Below are 19,117 nucleotides of genomic sequence, written 5' to 3' on the forward strand. Positions count from 1 at the left end.
CGCCGCAGCGCAAGGGTATTTGCATATTAACCGGACAGGGCGCGCGGGTTTGCAAAGATTGCGTGACCACGCAGCGCCTCTGCCCGGGACGCGCCCAACTGGCCGATATTTGCAATCAGGTCGCGGTGAAGCAGTTCCGTCAGATGCGCCGGGCCGTCCTCGCCCGGGGCGCAGACCGCGTAAAGCCAGGCGCGTCCCAGCATCACCATGTCGGCGCCAAGGCTGATGGCACGCAGCACGTCGAGACCGCCCTCGATGCCGCTGTCGAAGAGGATCGGCAGCGCGGTCGCGGCGCGCACGGCGGGCAGGCAGTCTATCGCCGCCGGAGAGCCATCGAACTGGCGCCCGCCGTGGGTAGAGACCCAAAGCGCGTCGGCGCCCTCGGCCTCCAGCCGGGTGGCGTCCTCGGGTTTCAGCACGCCCTTGACGATCAGCTTGCCGGTCCAGTGCCTGCGCAGCCAGCCGAGGTAGGACCAGTCCGGCGCGGTGCGCAGCAGGTAGCCCACGTGTTTGGTGGGGTCGCGCGGCGTGTCGTCGTCGGCGTATTTCATCAGCGTTTCCATGCGCGGCATCCCGGCGTGGGCGCGGGCCAAGGACCACGCGGGCGTGCGCAGGCATTGCAGGAGGATGCGCGGGGTCAGGCGCGGCGGCTGGACAAGGCCGCCCCGCACCTGCGCCTCGCGCCGCGCCGCGACGGGGACGTCCACGGTAAAGACCAGAGTGTCGAAGCCAGTGTCCCGAAGGCGTTTCAGCATGTCGAGCCGGATGGCCTCGTCGCGCGGCGGATACAGCTGGAACCAGCCCCTGCCGCCGGTCAGCGGGCCGATCTCTTCCGGCGCGGCATTGGCGACATTGGACAGGCAGTAGGGCAGGCGGGCCTTGTGGGCGTGCCCGGCCAGCATCCGCTCGGCCCCGGGCCAGAGCAGCCCGGACTGGCCGACCGGCGCCATGCCCAGCGGCAGGGCATAACTGTGCCCCAGAAACGGCGTTTCGAAGTCGGGGGCCGGTTCGCCGTGCAGGATCGAGGGCATGAACCGGACCCGGTCCAGCCCGTCGCGGTTGCGGCGGGCGGCGGCCCCGGTGCCGGTGGCGGTGTCGAGATAGGCAAAGGCGAAATGCGGCACACGGGCACGGGCGCGGCGGCGCAGGTCCTCGACGGTCAGGTAACGGCTGTGGTGATCCATGGGTCCTCTGGCACTGCGCGGTCGTCCTCGCAAATCTTCAACATATTTTAAGCGGCTTTGGCGAGTCTGTCCGAAACGCTGCCAGAAGGAGTCTTTCGCGATGCATGCCATGATAGTCGATTCCCGCCCGACCCGGCTGGACCTGACCCAGATCGCCTTTCTGGAGGCGGGGATTCACGTCACCGGCAGCGGGTCCCCGGCGGTGGCGGACTGTTGCCTGCGCCGCGCCGTGGTCGACCTGCTGGTGCTGGATGCAGAGGTGGCCGGGCGCCGCACGGGTGAGATCATCGCGCTGGCGGAGCGGCGCAACCCGCGTCTGGTGACGCTGGTGCTGACGCGGAACGTTGCCAGCGTGACGGATACCTATACAGAGGTGTTCCAGTCCGTGCATTGCGTGCTGGAGGCCGATGTGCCCCCCGCGATGGTGGCGCGCATGGCGCAGGCCTCGCTGGCCGGGCGGACCATCGCGCGGGTCGCGGCGGCAAAGAGCATGACGGCAGAGGGCGCGCCGGATGCGGCGGGGCAGGTGGCACGCGACAGGCAGCGGGCGCCGGATATGGCGCCAGGCGAGGTGGCGGTTGCGCAGGCAGGTCACGCGCCGTCTTCTGCACCGGCTGACGGGGCCCATGCCGGGGCCGAACCCTCTTGGCCAGAGGCCGGCGGGCAGGAGGTGGCGGCGCCGGTCGCGCCGGGCCCCGCGTCGGCAGAGAACGCGCCGTTCCCGTCCAGCGCGGCGGATGCGACCATGGCCCCGGCGCCGCGACAGCCCGCGCTGGCGCAGGGGCTGGCCGGGCAGCCTGCCGCAGCGGGGCAGGGCGGCCCGCCCCCGGTCTTCGCCACGCGCCGCCGCCGTGTTGCTCCGCACCATCAACTGATGGCCATGGGGGCGTGACGCGCGCAAGGGGGCGCGGGCCAAGGCGCCCCTGATCCGGTCAAGCGGGAAATTGCCGGGGAAAGCCGAGGAACGTTTCGCGAACACATCTTTCCCTTGCGCATCGCAGGCGTTAGACTGCGCGCATGAGCAGTTTCGACGAATTCGATGCCTTCGAGGCCTCCTCGCTGTCCGCCCGCGCCATGGCGGCGCGGCCCACTCCCTATCTCGACGGGCTGAACCCGGCGCAGCGGCAGGCGGTGGAAACGCTGGACGGCCCGGTGCTGATGCTGGCGGGGGCGGGGACCGGCAAGACCAAGGCGCTGACCGCGCGGGTGGTGCACCTGTTGATGACGGGCCGGGCGCGCCCGAACGAGATCCTCAGCGTGACCTTCACCAACAAGGCCGCGCGCGAGATGAAGAATCGCATCTCGGGCATGCTGGGCCAGACGGTCGAGGGGATGCCACTGGCTTGGCACCTTCCACTCGATCTGCGTGAAGCTCTTGCGGCGGCACGCGGAACTGGTGGGGCTGAAGTCGAACTTCACCATCCTCGACAGCGACGACCAGTTGCGGCTGCTCAAGCAGCTGGTGCAGGCGGCGGGGATCGACGACAAGCGCTGGCCCGCGCGGCAGCTCGCCTCGATCATCGACGACTGGAAGAACCGTGCGCTGACGCCCGATCGCGTGCCCGCCGCCGATGCGGGGGCCTACAACCACAAGGGCTTGGCGCTCTACAAGGCCTATCAGGAACGCCTGCGCGAGCTGAACGCGACGGATTTCGGCGACCTGCTGTTGCACATGGTCACGATCTTCCAGACCCACGAGGACGTGCTCGACCAGTATCAGCGCTGGTTCCGCTACATCCTTGTCGACGAGTATCAGGATACCAACGTCGCGCAGTACCTCTGGCTGCGGCTTCTGGCCTCGGCGCACAAGAACGTCTGCTGCGTGGGCGACGACGACCAGTCGATCTACGGCTGGCGCGGCGCCGAGGTGGGCAACATCCTGCGCTTCGAAAAGGATTTTCCCGGCGCCCATGTGGTCCGGCTGGAACAGAACTACCGCTCGACCCCGCATATCCTGGCTGCCGCCTCGGGGGTGATCCGGGGCAATGCCTCGCGCCTTGGCAAGGAGTTGTGGACCGAGGCGCAGGAGGGCGAGAAGGTCCGCCTGATCGGCCATTGGGACGGCGAGGAAGAGGCGCGCTGGATCGGCGAGGAAATAGAGGCGATGCAGTCCGGCACCCGCGGGATGCGGCCCTTCTCGCTGGACGAGATGGCGATCCTGGTGCGCGCCTCGCACCAGATGCGCGCCTTCGAGGACCGTTTCCTGACCATCGGCATGCCCTACCGGGTGATCGGCGGCCCGCGTTTCTACGAGCGAATGGAGATCCGCGATGCCATGGCCTATTTCCGGCTGGTGGTCTCGCCGTCCGACGACCTCGCCTTCGAGCGGATCGTGAACACCCCCAAGCGCGGGCTTGGCGACAAGGCGCAGCAGACGATCCAGACCATCGCGCGGGCCAATGGTGTTTCGCTTCTGGACGGCGCGGCGCTGGCGGTCGAACAGGGCGAGATCAAGGGCAAGGGCGCCAAGGCGCTGGGCGAACTGGTCGCCGGGCTGGCGCGCTGGGGCCGGATGACCGGCGACGCCGCGATGACCCACATGGAACTGGCCGAGGTGATCCTCGACGAGTCGGGCTACACGGCGATGTGGCAGAACGACAAGACGCCCGAGGCGCCGGGCCGGCTGGAGAACCTCAAGGAACTGGTCAAGGCGCTGGAGCAGTTCGAGAACCTGCAGGGGTTCCTCGAACACGTCAGCCTGGTGATGGACAACGAAAGCGACGAGCAGGGCGCCAAGGTCTCGATCATGACGCTGCACGCGGCCAAGGGGCTCGAATTTCCGGCGGTCTTCCTGCCGGGCTGGGAGGACGGGCTGTTCCCGTCCCAGCGCAGCATGGATCAGAGCGGCGTCAAGGGACTCGAGGAGGAGCGGCGGCTGGCCTATGTCGGCATCACGCGGGCGGAAGAGGTCTGCACGATCTCCTTCGCGGGCAACCGGCGGGTGTTCGGGCAGTGGCAGTCGCAGCTGCCCTCGCGCTTCGTGGACGAACTGCCAGAGGAACACGTCGAGGTGCTGACGCCGCCGGGTCTTTACGGCGGGCCGGGTGGCGGCGCTGCGATGGGCATGGGGAGCGTCGGATCGACCCTGCATGACCGAGCGGCGGAGGCGAATGTCTACAATTCGCCGGGCTGGCGGCGGTTGCAGGAGCGGCAGGGCCAGCGCCCCATCAGCCAGCCGCGCGAGAGCACCTCGACGGTGATCGACCTGCAGGCGGTATCCGCCTACACGGTGGGCGAGCGGGTGTTTCACCAGAAGTTCGGCTACGGCAGCGTCGAGGGCATCGAGGGCGACAAGCTGGAGATCGCCTTCGAGAAGGCCGGGACGAAAAAGGTCGTGGCCCGCTTCATCTGCGCGGCGGACGACGTGCCGTTCTAAAGGGCGCTTTCGTCCGTTGCTCAGTGTTTGCTTCTGGCGTCGCAGAAATGGCCCGCCCGGCGGGCACGCCGGGCAGCGTCATGCCAGAGACCGGCCTTCGGCATGGCCCGCCGCGTCAGACCGAGAGGTTGGCATCGCGGATTTCTGGCTGAGCTTCGAGGTCGGCGAAGGTGCCGTCGAACTGCTTCACGCCGCTTTCGATGATGATGGCGCGGTCGGCCACGGCGCGGGCGAAACGCAGGTTCTGCTCGGAAATCATCACGGTCAGCCCCTCGGCCTTGAGGCGGAGGATGGTCGCCCATCTGTTCGACGATGACCGGGGCGATGCCCTCGGAGGGTTCCTCCAGCAGCAGAAGCATCGGGTTGCCCATCACCGTCCGCGCGATGCTCAGCATCTGCTGTTCGCCGCTCGACAAGAACCTGCCCCGGTGGCCGCGCCGCGCGCCGAGGTTGGGGGAGCGGTAGAAGGTCACGTTCTAGATGGCATCGGGCTTGGCGCGCTCGATGGCCTGCGCCTCGGCGCCCGCGTCGATGTTGAACAGCGCGGGCCACTGTTTGGCGACGGACGCGACCTCGGGCTTCAGCCGCGTCAGGTCTTCGCTGAAGGCGGCGATGGCATCCTGACCGTTGGCGTAGTCCCGCACGATGGTGGCGTAGGTCACCGCGCCGGTCTTGGTGGCCTCTTCGGCCAGCATCGCGACCTGGATCCAGGCCGGGGCGCCTCGCTGCAGCTGGCCGGAAGGGCACAGGTCGTTCCGGCGGCGCTTGCCGGCCTTCCGGGTCCCGGCCAGCGGCAGGACACGGCCCCTATGGCCCCCGGCGCGGTGCCGTCGGCAGCGGGGATGGTGCATCCGACCGGCTCCGCCCGCGCGGATGTGGGCAGGTGGCCGAAGGCATTCCTCGGCATCCGCGTCCCGTTCGCCATCACGGGTATCCCGCTACCTGGCCCCTTGAACACCGGCGCGCCGCCGCAGGCCACGCGGGCCGGCGGGGCCGGGTTTCCTGTTACGCTGGGGCGGGCGCCGCGCCGCCAGGATGGGCATCGGAGCCTGCGAAGGGGCGCATGCGCGCTTCGCCGGATCGGGGACAGAAGCCGCGCCGGGCCCGGTGACATGTCAGCCCTTTTCCTCTGCCCCGATCCGTGCCACCGTCCGGGCCATGACCATGACCACGCTCTCGGGCGCCACGCCCGCCCGCTTCGCCTTTGGCACGATGCAGTTCGGCGGCAAGGCCGACGAGACCGCCAGCCGCGCGCTCTACGATGCCTGCCGCGCCGCCGGTCTCAGCCATTTCGACAGCGCCTATGTCTATACGGAGGGCGCGTCCGAGACGTTGCTGGGCCGCTTCGCCGCAACCGAGAGGCGCGAGGATCTCTTTATCGCCACCAAGGCGAACATGGCCGGGGGCGGCACCCGCGCGGGCATCCTCGACAGCTTCGAGGGCAGCCGCAAGCGGCTGGACATGGATGTGGTCGACCTGTTCTACATGCACCGCTGGCACGCGGAGACACCGCTCGAAGAGACCTTCCAGACCCTCGCGGAACTTCAGCAGGCGGGGAAGATCCGCTACATCGGCGTGTCGAACTACGCCGCCTGGCAGGTGATGAAGGCGCAGGCGGTGGCGGCCAGCTTCGGCACCCGGATCGACGCGATCCAGCCCATGTACAACCTGGTGAAACGGCAGGCCGAGGTCGAGATCCTGCCGATGTGCGCCTCGGAGGGCATCGTGCCGGTGCCCTATTCTCCGCTGGGCGGCGGCTTGCTCAGCGGCAAATACGCGCGCGGCGAAACCGGGCGCCTGACCGAAAACGACCAATACGCCCGCCGCTACGGCGAGGGCAACATGTTCGACACCGCCGCCGCGCTGGAAAACGTCGCGCAGGAGCTCGGCACCCATTCCGCCACGCTGGCCGTGGCACTGGGCCGCCCGCCACCCCGCGCAGCCGCACCCGATCCTCTCGGCCCGCTCGGTCGCGCAGCTCCGCCCCTCGCTGGAGGGCATGCGCTACGCGATGGAGGATGCCCTCTATGATCGCCTCTCAAGCCTCAGCCCGACGCCCCCCCGCGACCGACCGGCTCGAGGAACGCTGAACCCGCAGGGCCGGGCCGGATCGTCGCACCGGCCCCCGGTTTCTTCTGTCCGGAAATATCCCGGGGGAGCCGAAGGCGGGGGCAGAGCCCCCTCCGCCATCCCCGCCGAAGACCGAAGGTCACCGCCAGTCCACCACCTCACCCGGCGCGGCCCGTTCGGTGCGGAAACCGTTCGCCGGGTGATCGGCATCCGGATATCCCACGGCGATCCCGCACAGGACGTCGCGATCCCCGGCGAGGTCGAACCAGTCCCGCACGAAGGGGGCGAAGCCCGCGATCGAGGCCATGGCACAGCTGCCGATGCCGCGCGCCGTCAGGGCCGTCAGCAGGGCCGAGACATAGGCCCCGCAATCCAGCACCCCGTAGGTCCCCAGCGCCACGGGGGTGGTGATCAGCAGCAGCTGCGGCGCGCCGAAGAAGCGGAAGTTCTCGCGCATCTGCCGGGCAGAGGCGGCGCGGTCGCCCTTCTGCACCCCCACCGCCTCGTACAATTGCCAGCCGCAGCGGCGGCGGCGGTCCCGATAGGCGCCCTCATAGGCGGTGGGAAAGGGGATGTCGCTGGCATGCGGGGCCTCGGCCACGTGGGCGTAAAGCGCCTCGGCCAGCCGCGCGGTCTCCGGCGCGCCGCAGGCGATCACCTGCCAGGGCTGCGAATTGCACCACGAGGCGACATGCTGCGCATCCGCCAGCGCCGCGTCGATCAGGGCGGGCTCGACCGGGCGGGGGGCGAAAGCGCGGCATGAGTAACGGCTGCGCAGCAGGCGCCCCAGCCTCTCGGCATCGGTTTCGGTCATAGCAGCCCCTTGCGTTTCAGCTCTGTCAGGATCTCGGCCCCGTGCTCTCCGCGCGCGGGGGCGGGCCGGGGCGGCGCATTGCGCCGTCGAAGCGCGGCGCCGGCACCGGCCCCTCCGGCTGGCCGTGACCCCGCGCCGCCATATGCGGATCCCGCGCCGCCTCGTCCGGGGAGAGCACCGGTGCGACACAGGCCTCGCTGCCTTCGAAGAGCGCCGCCCAATGGGCACGGTCCTGTTGCGCGAAGAGCCCCGCAAGCCGGGCGGTCTGGCGCGGCCATTGGGCGGGGTCGTGCTGCGCCGCAAAGACCGGATCGCCGGTCAGGCCCAGCCGGTCGAGGAAGGCCGCGTAGAACTGCGGTTCGAGGCATTGCACCGCAACATGGCCCCCGCAGGCGCAGGCATAGCAGCGCGACCAGTGCGGCCCGTCCAGCAATGAGGCGCCGCGCGCGGCACTCGAGAACCCCGGACCCATCGACCGGAGCAGCGCCATCATGTGGCTGGTGCCGTCGACGATGGCGGCATCGACCAGGCAGCCCTTGCCGCTCTGCTGCGCCTGCATGAGCCCGGCCAGCATGCCGAGCGCGAGATACAGCGCGCCGCCGCCGATATCGCCCAGTAGCGTCGGCGGCACGGCGGGGACCGCCCCGGGCAGGCCCGCGTAGAACAGCGCGCCGCTGAGCGCGAGGTAGGTCAGGTCGTGCCCGGCCTGCTGCGCGCGCGGCCCGTCCTGCCCCCATCCGGTCATGCGCCCGTAGACCAGCCCGGGGTTCAGGGCGCGGGCGGGGTCCGGGCCAAGGCCCAGACGCTCCATCACGCCGGGGCGGAGCCCCTCGATCAGCCCGTGGGCGTCGCGGATCAGCGCGCGCGCCACGGCAAGATCCCCGGGTGCCTTGAGATCCAGCGCGATGGAGCGCTTGCCCCGGTCGAGCAGGTTGCGCGCGGGCGCCCCCGGAGCCGGGGAGCCGCCGCTTCGGTGAACCACCGTGACCTCGGCCCCCAGATCGGCCAGCAGCATCCCGGCAAAGGGCGCAGGGCCAAGAGCCTCGAATTCGACGATGCGGATGCCTGCGAGCATGGGGTGTCCTCCACCGCCGAGGGAAGCGCATTTGGCCGGGGAAGGAAAGGGGCGCTGCCCCTCGGCCCTGCGGGCCTCACCCCGAGGTATTTGGACGACCAGAGAAGCAGAGGGGGGATCTGATCGAGCGGATTTGTTGAACGGGCGGGAGAGAGAGGGCCAGCGGCGCCTTTGCGGCGGGGTGGCAGCGCGGGGCGTTTTCCTTTTGTTCGGGCCGCGTTATGTCAGGGCGATGATGGATCTGCCCGAAGCCTTGCAGGGATGGTTCGACCGGCGCGGCTGGTCGGTGCATCCCCATCAGCGTGCCATGCTGGAGCGGGCGGGCGCGCCGGCGCTGCTGTTGATTGCGCCCACCGGGGGCGGCAAGACGCTGGCGGGCTTCCTGCCGAGCCTGACCGAGCTGGCCGCGGGGGGCGGCCCGGTCTGCACACGCTTTACGTCAGCCCGCTGAAGGCGCTGGCGGCGGACATCCGGCGCAATCTGCTGATCCCGATCGAGGAGGCGGGGCTGCCGATCCGGGTGGAGGACCGGACCGGCGATACATCCTATGCGAAGAAGCGGCGGCAGCGGGCCGATCCGCCGCATATCCTGCTGACGACACCCGAGTCGCTGGCGCTGATGACCTCTTACGAGGATGCGGCGCGCACCTTTGCGGGCCTGCAACGGGTGGTGGTGGACGAGATCCACGCGCTGGCCGAGTCGAAGCGCGGCGACCAGTTGATGCTGGCGCTGGCGCGGTTGCAGGCGCTGGCGCCGGGGCTGCGGCGGGTGGGCCTGTCGGCGACGGTCGAGGATCCGGGGGCAGTGGCGGCGCTGCTGGCGCACCATCCCGACCCCTGCGAGATCCTGACCGCCGATCCGGGGCCGGAGCCGGACATCCGCATGCTGGAAACCGATCAGGCGCCGCCATGGGCCGGGGGCGGCGCGGCCTATGCCATCCCCGCCGTGCTGGACGCGGTCAGGCGTCACAGGACCACGCTGATCTTTCACAACACCCGCGCGCAGGCCGAGATCTTCTTTCACAATCTTTGGCTGGCCAATGAAGAGGCCCTGCCCATCGGCATCCACCACGGCTCGCTGGATCGGGGTCAGCGTGAGAAGGTCGAGGCCGCCATGGTGCGCGGAGAGCTGCGCGCCATCGTCTGCACCGGGTCGCTGGATCTGGGCATCGACTGGGGTGACGTGGATCTGGTGATCCAGATCGGCGCGCCGAAGAACGTCAAGCGGCTGGTGCAGCGGATCGGGCGGGCGAACCATCGCTACAACGCGCCCTCCAAGGCGCTGCTGGTGCCGGCCAACCGCTTCGAGGTGGTGGAATGCGTGGCGGCCCCGGAGGCGGTGAAGGCGCAGGACCTCGACGGCGACCCGCGCGGGCCGGGGCCGCGTGACGTGCTGTGCCAGCATATCCTGATCGCCGCCGCCTCTGGCCCTTTCGAGGCCGATGCGCTGTACCGGGAAATGGCCAGCGCCGGGCCCTATGCCGGGCTGAGCCGCGCCTCTTTCGACGATTGCCTGAATTTCTGCGCCACCGGCGGCTATGCGCTGCGCGCCTACGACCAGTGGCAGCGGCTGAAACAGCGCGAGGACGGGCTGTGGCAGCTGCGCGATCCGCGATCCGCGGTGCGTATCCGCCAGAACGTCGGCACGATCCAGGACACCGATACGCTGAAGGTGAAGTGGCGGGGGCGCGGGGGGCGCCGCTGGGCGAGATCGAGGAGGGCTTTGCGGCCAGCCTGACCAAGGGCGACACCTTCCTGATCGGCGGGCAGATCGTGCGCTACGAGGGCCTGCGCGAGCTGACCGTCGAAGTGACCCGCGATCCCGGGAAAAAGCCGAAGATCGCCACCTTCATGGGCACCAAGTTCGCCACCTCGACGCAGCTGTCGCAGCGTATCCTGCGGATGTTCCGGCAGGAGCACTGGCCCGAGCTGCCCGCCCATACCGCCGAGTGGCTGGCGCTTCAGCGCGCGGTCAGCCGCCTGCCGGAACCCGGGCGGCTGCTGGTCGAGACCTTTCCGCATGACGGGCGCCAGCAGATGGTGGCCTACGGTTTTGCCGGGCGGAACGCGCAGCAGACGCTGGGGCTGCTGCTGACGAAGCGCATGGAAGAGATGGGGCTGGCGCCCATGGGCTTTGTCGCCACCGATTACGCCACGCTGATCTGGGGGCTGGACCGGGTGACGGACCCGGCGCCGCTCTTCGATCCGGCGGCGCTGGAGGCCGGGCTCGACGGCTGGCTGGCGGGCAACGCGGTGATGAAGCGGACCTTTCGCGCCAGCGCCACCATCGCCATGCTGATCGAGCGCCAGACCGGCGGCCAGCGCAAGAGCGGGCGGCAGGCGACCATGTCCTCGGACATCCTGTACGACACGCTGCTGAAATACGATCCGGATCACCTCTTGATGCAGATCACCCGCGAAGAGGCGATGCGCGGGCTGGTGGATTTCGCCCGCATCCGCGAGATGCAGGACCGCATTGCGGGCCGCATCGACCACATGGCCCTGAGCCGCGTGACGCCGCTGGCCGCACCGCTGTTCCTGGAGCCGGGCCGCGTGCCGATCCGGGGCGCCGCGGACGAACGCCTGCTGGAAGAGGAGGTCACGCGCCTTCTGGAGGCGTCCGGGCTGGCGCAGGTCGAGGCGAAACCGCGCGGCTGGCGGGGGCCTTTCTAGCGGCGGCACTGGCCGTGCCGCGCGGGCCCCCGGTGAACCCTGTCCCGGACCGGATCGGGCAGGCCGGGAAGTCTCGGCAGGGGCGCGGTGTTTCGCCTGCCTGACGGCAGGCGACCGGTAGGGGGCTTTGCCCCCGGACCCCCGAGGATATTTCCGGACAGAAGAAGGAAGGGCGTCGCGCCGCCGGGGGGCGTGGACCGATGCCCATGCCGGTTTCGGATCGAGGCGCCAGCGGGCTTGGCCTGGCACGGGCCTTTGCAAGATGGGGCGGCGCCTTAGCCCACCGGCAGGGGCGCGTCGCCTTTCGGCTGGTCCATGACGATCTGGCTGTGGACCCGCGAGACCGCCGGATGGGCAAGAAGGACCTCGTGGATCAGGCGGTTCAGGCCCGGCAGGTCGGCGCAGAAGACCCTGAGCAGGTAATCCGCTTCGCCGGTCATGGTCCAGGCCGAGATGACCTCGGGGCGGGTGCGCAGCAGTCGGGTGAAGCCCGTGCCCTCTTTCTCGCCGTGGCGGGCGAGCTGCACCTGAATGAAGGCCTGCACCTCCAGTCCCAGCCGCGCCGGGTCGAGGCGTGCGCGGTAGCCACTGGATCACGCCGCGCTCTTCCAGCCGTTGGCGGCGGCGCCCGGCCTCGGCTGGCCGAGAGGTTGAGGGTGTCGCCCAGCTCCTGTGCCGTGGCCTGCCCGTTCTTCTGCAGCGCCTGAAGCAGGGCGATGTCGGTGGCATCCGAGGGATATGCGTGATCGTGTCATGGCTGTCCCTTTCGGCGCGTGATCTGCGCGTGATCTGTGTCAATCCTGGCCAGAATGCGCGGAATTCGCGCCCGGGTAAAGTTATACTGCAGGGGACGCAAACGCGAAGAGCACAGGAGGAGAGCGCCATGGGACCCTTCCCGCACGACGCCCCGCAGGCGACGATCACCGATGAGAACCCCGCCGGCACCGACGGTTTCGAATTCGTGGAATTTGCCCATCCGGACCCGCAGGAGCTGCGCGATCTCTTTGCGCGGATGGGCTATGCCCATGTGGCCAATCACAAGACGAAGAAGGTCGAGCTTTGGCAGCAGGGCGACATTACCTATGTGCTGAACGCCGAGAAGGGTTCCTTCGCGGACCGTTTCGTGGATGAACACGGCCCCTGCGCGCCCTCGATGGCCTGGCGGGTGGTGGATGCGCAGCATGCCTTCGAGCATGCGGTGAAGCTGGGCGCCGAGCCCTACGAGGGCGCCGACAAGACCGTCGACTGGCCCGCGATCAAGGGCATCGGCGGCTCGCTGATCTACTTCACCGACCAGTATTACGCGACCTCGCCCTACAACGAGGAATTCGACTGGATCGCCACCTCGAAGCCCGAGGGCGTCGGCTTCTGGTATCTCGACCACCTGACGCATAATGTCTTCAAGGGCAATATGGACACCTGGTTCCGCTTTTACGGGGACCTGTTCAACTTCCGCGAGATCCGCTTCTTCGACATCGAGGGCAAGTTCACCGGGCTGTTTTCCCGGGCGCTGACCTCGCCCTGCGGGCGCATCCGCATTCCTATCAACGAGGACCGGGGCGAGACCGGGCAGATCGTGGCCTATCTGAAGAAGTACAAGGGCGAGGGCATCCAGCACATCGCTGTCGGCGCGAAGGACATCTACGACGCGACGGATGCGATTGCCGGGAACGGTCTGACGTTCATGCCGGGGCCGCCCGACAGCTATTACGACCTCTCGCACGAGCGGGTCACGGACCACGAAGAGCCCATCGAGCGGATGAAGAAGCACGGCATCCTGATCGACGGCGAAGGGGTCGTGGACGGGGGCGAGACCCGCATCCTGCTGCAGATCTTCTCGAAGACGGTGATCGGGCCGATCTTCTTCGAGTTCATCCAGCGCAAGGGTGACGACGGCTTTGGCGAGGGCAATTTCAAGGCGCTCTTCGAGTCGATCGAACAGGAGCAGATCGACAACGGGGAACTGCACGCGGCGGAATAAGACAGCCCGCCGTCCGGCAGGGAGGAGGAGAGGGTGTCCCTTTTGGGGGCGCCCTCTTTCTTTGCGCGGATTGGGGACGGGGGAGGCGCTGCGCGCCTGCGAGAGGCGCTGCCTCTCGCGCTCACCGAGGTATTTCGGGACCAGAGAAGAGGGGGGCGGAAGGGGGCCGGGAGCTGTGCGCTGCGGCGTGGTCAAGCGGGGCGCGGGCCTTTCGGGTCAGCCGCCCGGCATGTCGAGGGTGATAGTGCGGCTGCCCTTGCTATAGCGCAGCTCGGCATCGCCGATGGCGGCGACGCGCCCGCCGTCCAGCCGGTCGCCGACCTTGACCTTCTGGTACTTGCCGTTTGCCAGCCGCACGAGGGCGCGGCGGTTGTTGGGGGTGCCGTAGACGCCGATCAGGTTGATCCGGCCAAGGTTGATCGCATTGCGCACGGTGGCCGAGCGGGCAACGCTGGCGCTTGAGGGCACCGCCGGAGAGACCGTGCGCGGCGCAACCGCGGCGGTCTGCACAGGTTCCGCCTGGGCCTGCGGCTGCGGTGTGCGTTCGGCGCGGCGCACCAGGGCGGCGAAATTGCCGGGCCGCTGGACCGGCGGCGGCGAGGCCTGCACCGCCTGCGCGGTCGAGGGGGTGGCGGGCTCTGCCGCCTCGGCCTCTTCCTGGACCGACTGGGGGCGGGCGGTGGGGCGGAAGGCCGCCAACTCGCTGCGGGAAATGCCTTGCAGCGTCGCCCGCTCGCGCTGTTCGATCACGTCTTCCGGGCGGGCGCGCGGGCGCAGGTCGCGGAAGCGTTCCAGTTGGTCCGCCACGGGGGGCGCATCGGGGGCGGCGTCTTCTGCCTCTGCCTCTGCCTCGGGCTCGGCCTCGGGCGGCGTGCGCAGCGGCGGCACGGCAGGCGGAAGGCCCGCGTAGATACGCAGGCCACGGGGTGTCAGCGCGCCTTCGGGTGTGGCCCGCACAAGCCCGCGGTCGTCGATGTCGAAGGTCATGCCCGGGGGCGGCGGCAGGCCGGGGTCCTCGACCAGAGGTTCCTCCGTCGGCGACAGGGCTGCCGGCAGGGCCACCGCGTCAGAGCTTTCCACCCTCGGGTCGATCGAGGCGACGTAGACATCCTCGACCCCTTCGTCCGGGGGTGAGCGGCGAGGCCGGGGCCCGCTGCCAGATGCCGGTCGCGGCATAGGTGGCGGCGGCCTCTTCCGGCGACAGGGCGCGGGGCGCCACCGGGCGCGACAGCGCGGGCGAGGCCGGTTCCGGCGCCGCGGGGCCGTCGCGGGCCGTCTCGGGTTGCGGGGCCGCGGGTCCCGCTTCGGGGTCCGGGTCGAGGGCCGCCAGTCGCAGCGCCTCGGCGGCCTCGGACTGCGGCGGCGTGTCGGGGCCTGTCGCGGTGTCCGGCTGCAGGTCGGTGTCGGCGGGAAGCGTGGCGATCTGTGTCTCGGGCTCGGCGCTGCGGAAGAGACGGGCCAGCCCGTCGTCGAGGAAGACCGAGGCCCATGCGGCGACACCGGCAAGGAAGATCAGCAGCGCCGCGGTCAGCATCAGCCCGAGGAAGCGGGGCTTGCCGCCGACAGGGGCGTTGTTGCGGGCGCCGAAGACGGTCATGCGCTCGCGTTCTTCCGAACTGGAGGTCAGCGTGCGCCCGGTCTGTTTGGCAGAGGCGAAGCGACCGGCGTCCTCTGCTGGCAGGGCCGCGACTGCCGCCGCCGTTCGGGCCATCACAGGTGCGGCGACGGCGGGCGTGGTGGCGGGTGCGTTCAACCCCTGCGAGCGCAGCGCGGCGAGGCGCGCAAGCGGGTTGGGGCCGGGGGCTTCGGCGGCGGTGCGGGCCGCGATGGGGGCGGGTGCGCCGGGGGCGGCAGGCTTTGCCGCCGGGGGGCCGCGCCTGCGGGGGTTGCCTGCGTGACGGGCGGTTTCGCCGCCGGGGTGGGCGCCGGTTTCGGGGCCGGGCGCGCGGCTTCGGGCACTGTCGCGGCGGGGGCCGCAGGCGATCTGTCGCCCGGCGCTGGCGCCCCGCTCGGGGTCTTCAGCGGCGGCACGGGGCCCGTGCCGTCGGCGGTGTCCCTTGCCGCGGCGGGCGCCACGGGTGCCGGTGTCCCGGCGGCCTTGGCGGCGGCATCCGGGGCAGGGGCGCGGGGCGGCACCGGTCCGGGTGTGGCCGCGGGCACGGCCGCCTGCGGCGTGACCTTCCCGGCAACGGCCCGCGTCACCGGAGGCGTGGCCTTGCCCGGTGCGGGCGGCTCGGAGGTGGCTGGCCGCTTGACCGGCGGGTCGGCGCGCAGGGTCGCGGCCTGCGGCGTGGCGGAACGGTCGGCGTCCGGGGTCTGGGCCGAGGCGGCGGGCGGGGTGCCGCGCGGAGCGGCCACCGGCGAGAAGCGGGGGCGCTGCGACGAGCCGGATCCGGCCCCAGTTTCAACGGTCGCGCGGCCGGAGGGATCGTCTCGTCCCGCTTGGCCCGGACGGAGGCAAGGTGAAACTGCCCTGCGCGTCGTTGTCGTCGAGGGGCGTCATCTCGGGCAGGGGGGCAGATCTGCGGGGTCCGTGGCCTTACCTCCGGCGCGGCCAGCGGTGGCCGCCGGGTCGGGGGTGGCAGGTTGCGGCCCGGGCATCGGCTGCGCGGGCTTGGACGCTGCGGGCTGGGGGGCTGCGGTCGCGCTTTGCGCCGGTTTCTCCGGTGTCGGTGCCGGTGCTTTGACGGTCGCGGTTTCGCTTTGCGCCGCCTCGTGCCGGGGGGCAGGGTGTGGGCCTTTTCGGGGATCGCGTCGGCAGCCTGTGCAGGACTGGAGAGGGCGGGGTCAGCAGGTTTTGCGGCTGCCGGAGCCTCTGGCTTTGCGATTGCCGGTGCTTCGGGCGTTGCGGCTGCCGGTGCTGGTGCTTCGGGAGTTGAGGTTGCCGGTGCCTCCGGCGTTGCGGCTGCCGGTGCCTCGGGCGTTGTGGTTGCCGGTGCCGTGGGTGTTGGGGTTGCCGGTGCCTCCGGCTTTGCGGCTGCCGGTGCCTCAAGCGTTGCGGTTGCCGGGGCAGGCTTGGCTGCATCCGGGACCGGCGCGGGCTCTTGCGGTGCGGGTGCGGCAGAAACGGCAACCGGTGTCCGGGCGGCTTCGTCCGCGGCGACGATCTCGATGGCCCGGGCAGGGCGGTCTGCGGCGCGGCGCCACGAGGCGGCGCGTCCGAAGAACACCGTGCCGTCGAAGGCCCCCTGCGGCGCGATCGCCGCGAAGCCGACAGGCGTGAAGCCGTGCATCTCGGCAAAGCCCTCGGCCTCGGCCAGGGTTTCGTTCGCGACGGCGGCAATCAGCAGCCGCCCGCCCGACAGGGTGTGGTCATGGGTCAACTCGGCGACCGGGTAGGGCGTGGCGCCATCCAGCGCCGCCCGGATCGCGGCGTCGCGCGTGCCGTCGGCGCCACCGGGATCGGCCTGATCGAGATAGCGGATCTGTTCGTTCGGGATGATCAGCAGGACCTGCGTTCCGCGCGGGTCAAGCGCGGCGGCGCGCTCGCGCAGGCCCGCCATGGCCGCGTCGAGGTCGGGGTCGTCGATGGCGACCTCTGCGATCAGGGCCCACCGGGGGCCCATCCGGCGCAGAAGACCGATGCCGTCGAAAGAGAGCGAGAGCGCGAAATTCGGTATCATGGAGCGGTCTTTAGCAGTCCTGCAGGGCCCGCGGGAGTCATTATCCGGATGCTGAACAGTCTAAGGCAACTCTTTGCCGAAGCACAGAAAGACCGGACCGGCCCCCTTGTTTCCAGAGAACAATATGATGATCTGCAGAAGGATTTCAACTTTGGAGCGCTCTCATGCGACATCTCGCGATACTTCTGGCCCTGGCCAGCCCCTTGGCCCTGCCGACGAACGCCCTTGCCCGAGGAGGCGCAGACCCTGACCGTCAACGGCGAGGGCAACATCGCGGCGGTGCCCGATCAGGCGGTGTTGAGGGTCGGTGTGGAGGCGCGCAACGAAAGCGCGGCCCGCGCCATGAACGAGGCCTCGGACCATATGGACGCCCTGCTGGCGGTGCTGGCCGAGCGCGGGATCGAGCCGCGCGACATGCAGACGGCGGCGCTGTCGCTGAACCAGATGAACGGCAATGACAGCGGCTCGCTGCGGGACGGCGACCGGGATTATGTCGCGCGCAACACGCTCTCGGTCACGCTGCGCGACGTCGATGCGGCGGGCGAGGTGCTTCAGGCGCTGCTGGAGGCGGGCGCGAACGACTTCTCGGGCCTCAGCTTCGGCCTGCAGGACCCGCGGCCCGTCGAGGACGAGGCACGCCGGGCCGCAGTCGCCGATGCCCGCGCCAAGGCAGAGCTTTATGCCGAGGCGGCGGGTGTGTCGCTTGGTCCGATCCGCTCGATCACCGAGGGCGGCATGAGCCGCCCGATGCCCATGAGCGCTCCGATGATGTTCGAGGCGCGCGGCAAGATGCCGGTCGCGGTAGGGGAAACGATGGTTCAGTCCAACGTGCAGGTGATCTGGACCACGGGTCCGAGTGATCGCGCCGGGGCGGGGGTGACCCCGCCGGGCACGCAGGGGCGCGGGCGGGGTCTCCGCGCGGCAGAAACAGGGGCGGGGGTGATCCCCCGCCCCGATTTTCAGGTTCAGGCCTTCAGGGCCTGATCAAGATCGGCGATCAGGTCCTCGGCATCCTCGATCCCGATGGAGATGCGCACCACGTTGGGCGCCGCGCCCGCCGCGATCTGCTGTTCCTCTGTCAGCTGCCGGTGCGTGGTCGAGGCAGAGTGGATCACCAGGCTGCGGGTATCGCCGAGGTTGGCGACATGGCTGAAGATCTCCAGCAGATCCACGAACTTGACGCAGGCGTCGTAGCCGCCCTTCAGGGCGATGGTGAAGATGCCCCCGGCGCCTTTCGGGCAGATCCGCGCCACCCGGTCGTTGTAGGGCGACGAGGGCAGGCCCGCGTAGGTCACGGCCTCGACCGCCGGGTGGTTTTCCAGCCAGCTGGCCACGCGCATCGCGTTCTCGACATGGCGTGCCATGCGCAGCGACAGCGTCTCGATGCCCATCAGCGTGTAATGCGCCGCCTGCGGGTTCAGCGTCATGCCCAGGTCGCGCAGGCCGATGGCGATGCCGTGGAAGGTGAAGGCCAGCGGGCCGAAGGTCTCGGCGAATTTCAACCCGTGGTAGGCCGGTTCGGGGTCCGACAGCGAGGGGAACTTGCCCGAGGCGGCCCAGTCGAAGGTGCCGGAATCGACCACCACACCGCCGGTGACGGTGCCGTTGCCGGTCAGGTACTTGGTCATCGAATGCACGACCAGCGTGGCGCCATGCTCGATCGGGCGGCAGAGGTAGGGCGTGGCCGAGGTGTTGTCGACGATCAGCGGCAGGCCGGCCTTGTCGGCGATGGCGGCGATGGCGTCGAGGTCGGTGATATAGCCGCCCGGGTTGGCGATGGATTCGCAGAACACCGCGCGGGTGTCGTCGTCAATCGCCGCTGCCACGGCGTCGAGATCGTCGAAATCCACGAATTTCGCCGACCAGCCGAAGCGCGTGATGGTCTGGCTGAACTGGGTGATCGAACCGCCGTAAAGCCGGGTCGAGACGACCACGTTGCAACCCGGACGCATCAGCGGGAACAGCGCCATGATCTGCGCCGCGTGGCCGGATGAACAGCAGACCGCGCCGGCGCCGCCCTCCAGCGTCGCGACGCGTTCCTGAAGCGCGGCGACGGTGGGGTTGGTCAGGCGCGAGTAGATATAGCCGACCTCTTGCAGGTTGAAGAGCGCGGCGGCGTGTTCGGCATCGCGGAAGACATAGGCGGTGGTCTGGTAGATCGGCACCTGCCGCGCGCCGGTGGCCGGATCGGGCCGGGCGCCCGCGTGGATCTGAAGCGTGTCGAAGCCGTAGCTGGGGCCGTCGGTCATGATGTCCTCCCTGACCAGTGAATTTCCGCATAGGGGTAAGTCATCACGCAGGGCAGGACAACGGCGTTATGGC

The 19,117-nt window shown here is 69.9% G+C and carries 10 protein-coding genes and 5 pseudogenes; 6 read left to right on the forward strand and 9 right to left on the reverse strand.

All coding sequences use genetic code 11. The features are described from left to right. Positions 1-26 precede the first annotated feature (26 nt). A complete protein-coding gene (locus ABFB10_RS15750) occupies positions 27-1,184 on the reverse strand; it encodes an alpha-hydroxy acid oxidase (RefSeq protein WP_347167227.1) in 1,158 nt (385 codons plus the stop codon). Positions 1,185-1,284: 100 nt separating this feature from the next. On the opposite strand from ABFB10_RS15750, the gene ABFB10_RS15755 reads away from it, so the two are divergent. Both ABFB10_RS15755 and ABFB10_RS15760 read left to right on the forward strand, forming a co-directional pair. Beyond that, on the forward strand, positions 1,285-2,076 hold the full coding sequence (locus ABFB10_RS15755) for a hypothetical protein (RefSeq protein ID WP_347167228.1): 792 nt from the start codon (positions 1,285-1,287) through the stop codon (positions 2,074-2,076). Positions 2,077-2,201: 125 nt separating this feature from the next. Next, positions 2,202-4,560: pseudogene (locus ABFB10_RS15760) on the forward strand (ATP-dependent helicase). A gap of 115 nt (positions 4,561-4,675) precedes the next feature. On the opposite strand, the pseudogene ABFB10_RS15765 reads toward ABFB10_RS15760, so the two are convergent. Both ABFB10_RS15765 and ABFB10_RS24210 read right to left on the reverse strand, forming a co-directional pair. Next, positions 4,676-5,015: pseudogene (locus ABFB10_RS15765) on the reverse strand (ATP-binding cassette domain-containing protein); the annotation flags it as partial. Positions 5,016-5,036: 21 nt separating this feature from the next. Then, the gene (locus ABFB10_RS24210) at positions 5,037-5,411 is read right to left on the reverse strand and encodes a type 1 periplasmic-binding domain-containing protein (protein WP_430523023.1); all 375 of its coding nucleotides are present in this window, start codon (positions 5,409-5,411) and stop codon (positions 5,037-5,039) included. Between the two features lie 307 nt (positions 5,412-5,718). On the opposite strand from ABFB10_RS24210, the pseudogene ABFB10_RS15775 reads away from it, so the two are divergent. After that, positions 5,719-6,650 (forward strand): annotated as a pseudogene (locus ABFB10_RS15775) (aldo/keto reductase). Between the two features lie 119 nt (positions 6,651-6,769). Here ABFB10_RS15775 and ABFB10_RS15780 read toward each other — a convergent pair. Both ABFB10_RS15780 and ABFB10_RS15785 read right to left on the reverse strand, forming a co-directional pair. Further along, on the reverse strand, positions 6,770-7,444 hold the full coding sequence (locus ABFB10_RS15780) for a nitroreductase family protein (RefSeq protein ID WP_347167230.1): 675 nt from the start codon (positions 7,442-7,444) through the stop codon (positions 6,770-6,772). Positions 7,445-7,469: 25 nt separating this feature from the next. Next, positions 7,470-8,519 (reverse strand): CaiB/BaiF CoA transferase family protein, encoded by a 1,050-nt coding sequence (locus ABFB10_RS15785; protein WP_347167231.1) that lies wholly within the window; start codon positions 8,517-8,519, stop codon positions 7,470-7,472. A 232-nt stretch (positions 8,520-8,751) separates the two neighbouring features. Here ABFB10_RS15785 and ABFB10_RS15790 point away from each other — a divergent pair. Continuing rightward, positions 8,752-11,191: pseudogene (locus ABFB10_RS15790) on the forward strand (ligase-associated DNA damage response DEXH box helicase). Between the two features lie 275 nt (positions 11,192-11,466). On the opposite strand, the pseudogene ABFB10_RS15795 reads toward ABFB10_RS15790, so the two are convergent. Then, a pseudogene (locus ABFB10_RS15795) lies at positions 11,467-11,909 on the reverse strand (Lrp/AsnC family transcriptional regulator). Between the two features lie 165 nt (positions 11,910-12,074). Here ABFB10_RS15795 and hppD point away from each other — a divergent pair. After that, positions 12,075-13,172, forward strand: coding sequence for a 4-hydroxyphenylpyruvate dioxygenase (gene hppD / locus ABFB10_RS15800; RefSeq protein WP_347167232.1), 1,098 nt, complete (start codon positions 12,075-12,077; stop codon positions 13,170-13,172). Between the two features lie 216 nt (positions 13,173-13,388). On the opposite strand, the gene ABFB10_RS15805 is transcribed toward hppD, so the two are convergent. Both ABFB10_RS15805 and ABFB10_RS15810 read right to left on the reverse strand, forming a co-directional pair. Next, complete coding sequence (locus ABFB10_RS15805; RefSeq protein WP_347167233.1) at positions 13,389-14,234, reverse strand: hypothetical protein; 846 nt, start codon at positions 14,232-14,234, stop codon at positions 13,389-13,391. Positions 14,235-14,238: 4 nt separating this feature from the next. Continuing rightward, complete coding sequence (locus ABFB10_RS15810; RefSeq protein ID WP_347167234.1) at positions 14,239-14,883, reverse strand: hypothetical protein; 645 nt, start codon at positions 14,881-14,883, stop codon at positions 14,239-14,241. 2,137 nt (positions 14,884-17,020) lie between these two features. On the opposite strand from ABFB10_RS15810, the gene ABFB10_RS15815 reads away from it, so the two are divergent. Further along, entirely contained in the window at positions 17,021-17,779 is a 759-nt protein-coding gene (locus ABFB10_RS15815; RefSeq protein ID WP_347167235.1) for an SIMPL domain-containing protein, read from the forward strand. On the opposite strand, the gene ABFB10_RS15820 is transcribed toward ABFB10_RS15815, so the two are convergent. Further along, on the reverse strand, positions 17,761-19,044 hold the full coding sequence (locus tag ABFB10_RS15820) for an O-acetylhomoserine aminocarboxypropyltransferase/cysteine synthase family protein (RefSeq protein WP_347167236.1): 1,284 nt from the start codon (positions 19,042-19,044) through the stop codon (positions 17,761-17,763). The two genes, ABFB10_RS15815 and ABFB10_RS15820, sit on opposite strands and share 19 nt — an antisense overlap. Between the last annotated feature and the right edge of the window lie 73 nt (positions 19,045-19,117).

Origin of the sequence: Ponticoccus litoralis, from assembly GCF_039769985.1 — a bacterium.
Lineage (GTDB): Bacteria > Pseudomonadota > Alphaproteobacteria > Rhodobacterales > Rhodobacteraceae > Ponticoccus > Ponticoccus litoralis.

Coding starts and splice junctions, on each gene's coding strand:
- ABFB10_RS15750 (WP_347167227.1), bottom strand. CDS start 1,184: ATGGATCACCACAGCCGTTACCTGACCGTCGAGGACCTGCGCCGCCGC.
- ABFB10_RS15755 (WP_347167228.1), top strand. CDS start 1,285: ATGCATGCCATGATAGTCGATTCCCGCCCGACCCGGCTGGACCTGACC.
- ABFB10_RS24210 (WP_430523023.1), bottom strand. CDS start 5,411: ATGCACCATCCCCGCTGCCGACGGCACCGCGCCGGGGGCCATAGGGGC.
- ABFB10_RS15780 (WP_347167230.1), bottom strand. CDS start 7,444: ATGACCGAAACCGATGCCGAGAGGCTGGGGCGCCTGCTGCGCAGCCGT.
- ABFB10_RS15785 (WP_347167231.1), bottom strand. CDS start 8,519: ATGCTCGCAGGCATCCGCATCGTCGAATTCGAGGCTCTTGGCCCTGCG.
- hppD (WP_347167232.1), top strand. CDS start 12,075: ATGGGACCCTTCCCGCACGACGCCCCGCAGGCGACGATCACCGATGAG.
- ABFB10_RS15810 (WP_347167234.1), bottom strand. CDS start 14,883: ATGGCCCGAACGGCGGCGGCAGTCGCGGCCCTGCCAGCAGAGGACGCC.
- ABFB10_RS15820 (WP_347167236.1), bottom strand. CDS start 19,044: ATGACCGACGGCCCCAGCTACGGCTTCGACACGCTTCAGATCCACGCG.